Source organism: Moraxella sp., assembly GCF_024227015.1.
Classification (GTDB): Bacteria; Pseudomonadota; Gammaproteobacteria; order Pseudomonadales; family Moraxellaceae; genus Moraxella.
Genome location: NZ_JAAELD010000127.1, coordinates 1 through 730, shown reverse-complemented (window position 1 = coordinate 730; position 730 = coordinate 1). Strand labels below are relative to the sequence as shown.

1 pseudogene is annotated in these 730 nt (G+C 47.5%); it reads left to right on the top strand.

Annotation, left to right across the window (positions count from 1 at the left end):
* Nucleotides 1–730 (top strand): annotated as a pseudogene (gene secA / locus GY683_RS02765) (preprotein translocase subunit SecA); the annotation flags it as partial.

Genomic DNA, 730 nt, shown 5'->3' with positions numbered 1-730 from the left:
CATCATGAAGTGTATCACGCCCTAATCAATCAGTTTATACCCCCTGGATCGGTGGATGATCAGTGGAATATTGACGGCTTAGAAGATGAGATTGAAGAAGCGTTTCGTTTTTATATGCCGATCAATGATTGGCTTGATGCCGATAGACGTTTGGACGAAGAAGGTTTGCGTGGCAAAATCATTGACACCGCCATTGCTCATTATGAGGATAAGCGTGCACAAATGGGGCTAGAGAGTGCCATGCGTTTGGAGCGGGACTTTATGTTACGCAACTTAGACCGCCATTGGAAAGAGCATCTAACCCAAATGGATCACTTACGTAAGGGCATTCATTTGCGTGGTTATGCCCAAAAGAACCCTGAACAAGAATATAAACGTGAGTCGTTTGAGCTGTTTCGTGCCATGCTGGGGGCGATCAAATCGGATGTGGTGCAGGATTTGGCACGCATTCATATTCCTACCCCTGAAGAGATTGCCGCCCTTGAAGAGCAGCGTCGCCTACAAGCTGAAGCGATGCAAAAGCATTTTGAATACCATTCAGCTGATGATGACGGCAATAATGAGCGTGGCAACATACCCCATCCACGTCAAAATGTACAAAACATTACCTTTAGTCTTGGGGCTGTGGCAGGCGTGAGTGAGACTGCCGAGCAGGTCACAGAACAGGCTTCTGATGGTGGGGAGGAGGTGGTTATTCCGTCTAATACGCACCGTAACTCACCTTGTCCTT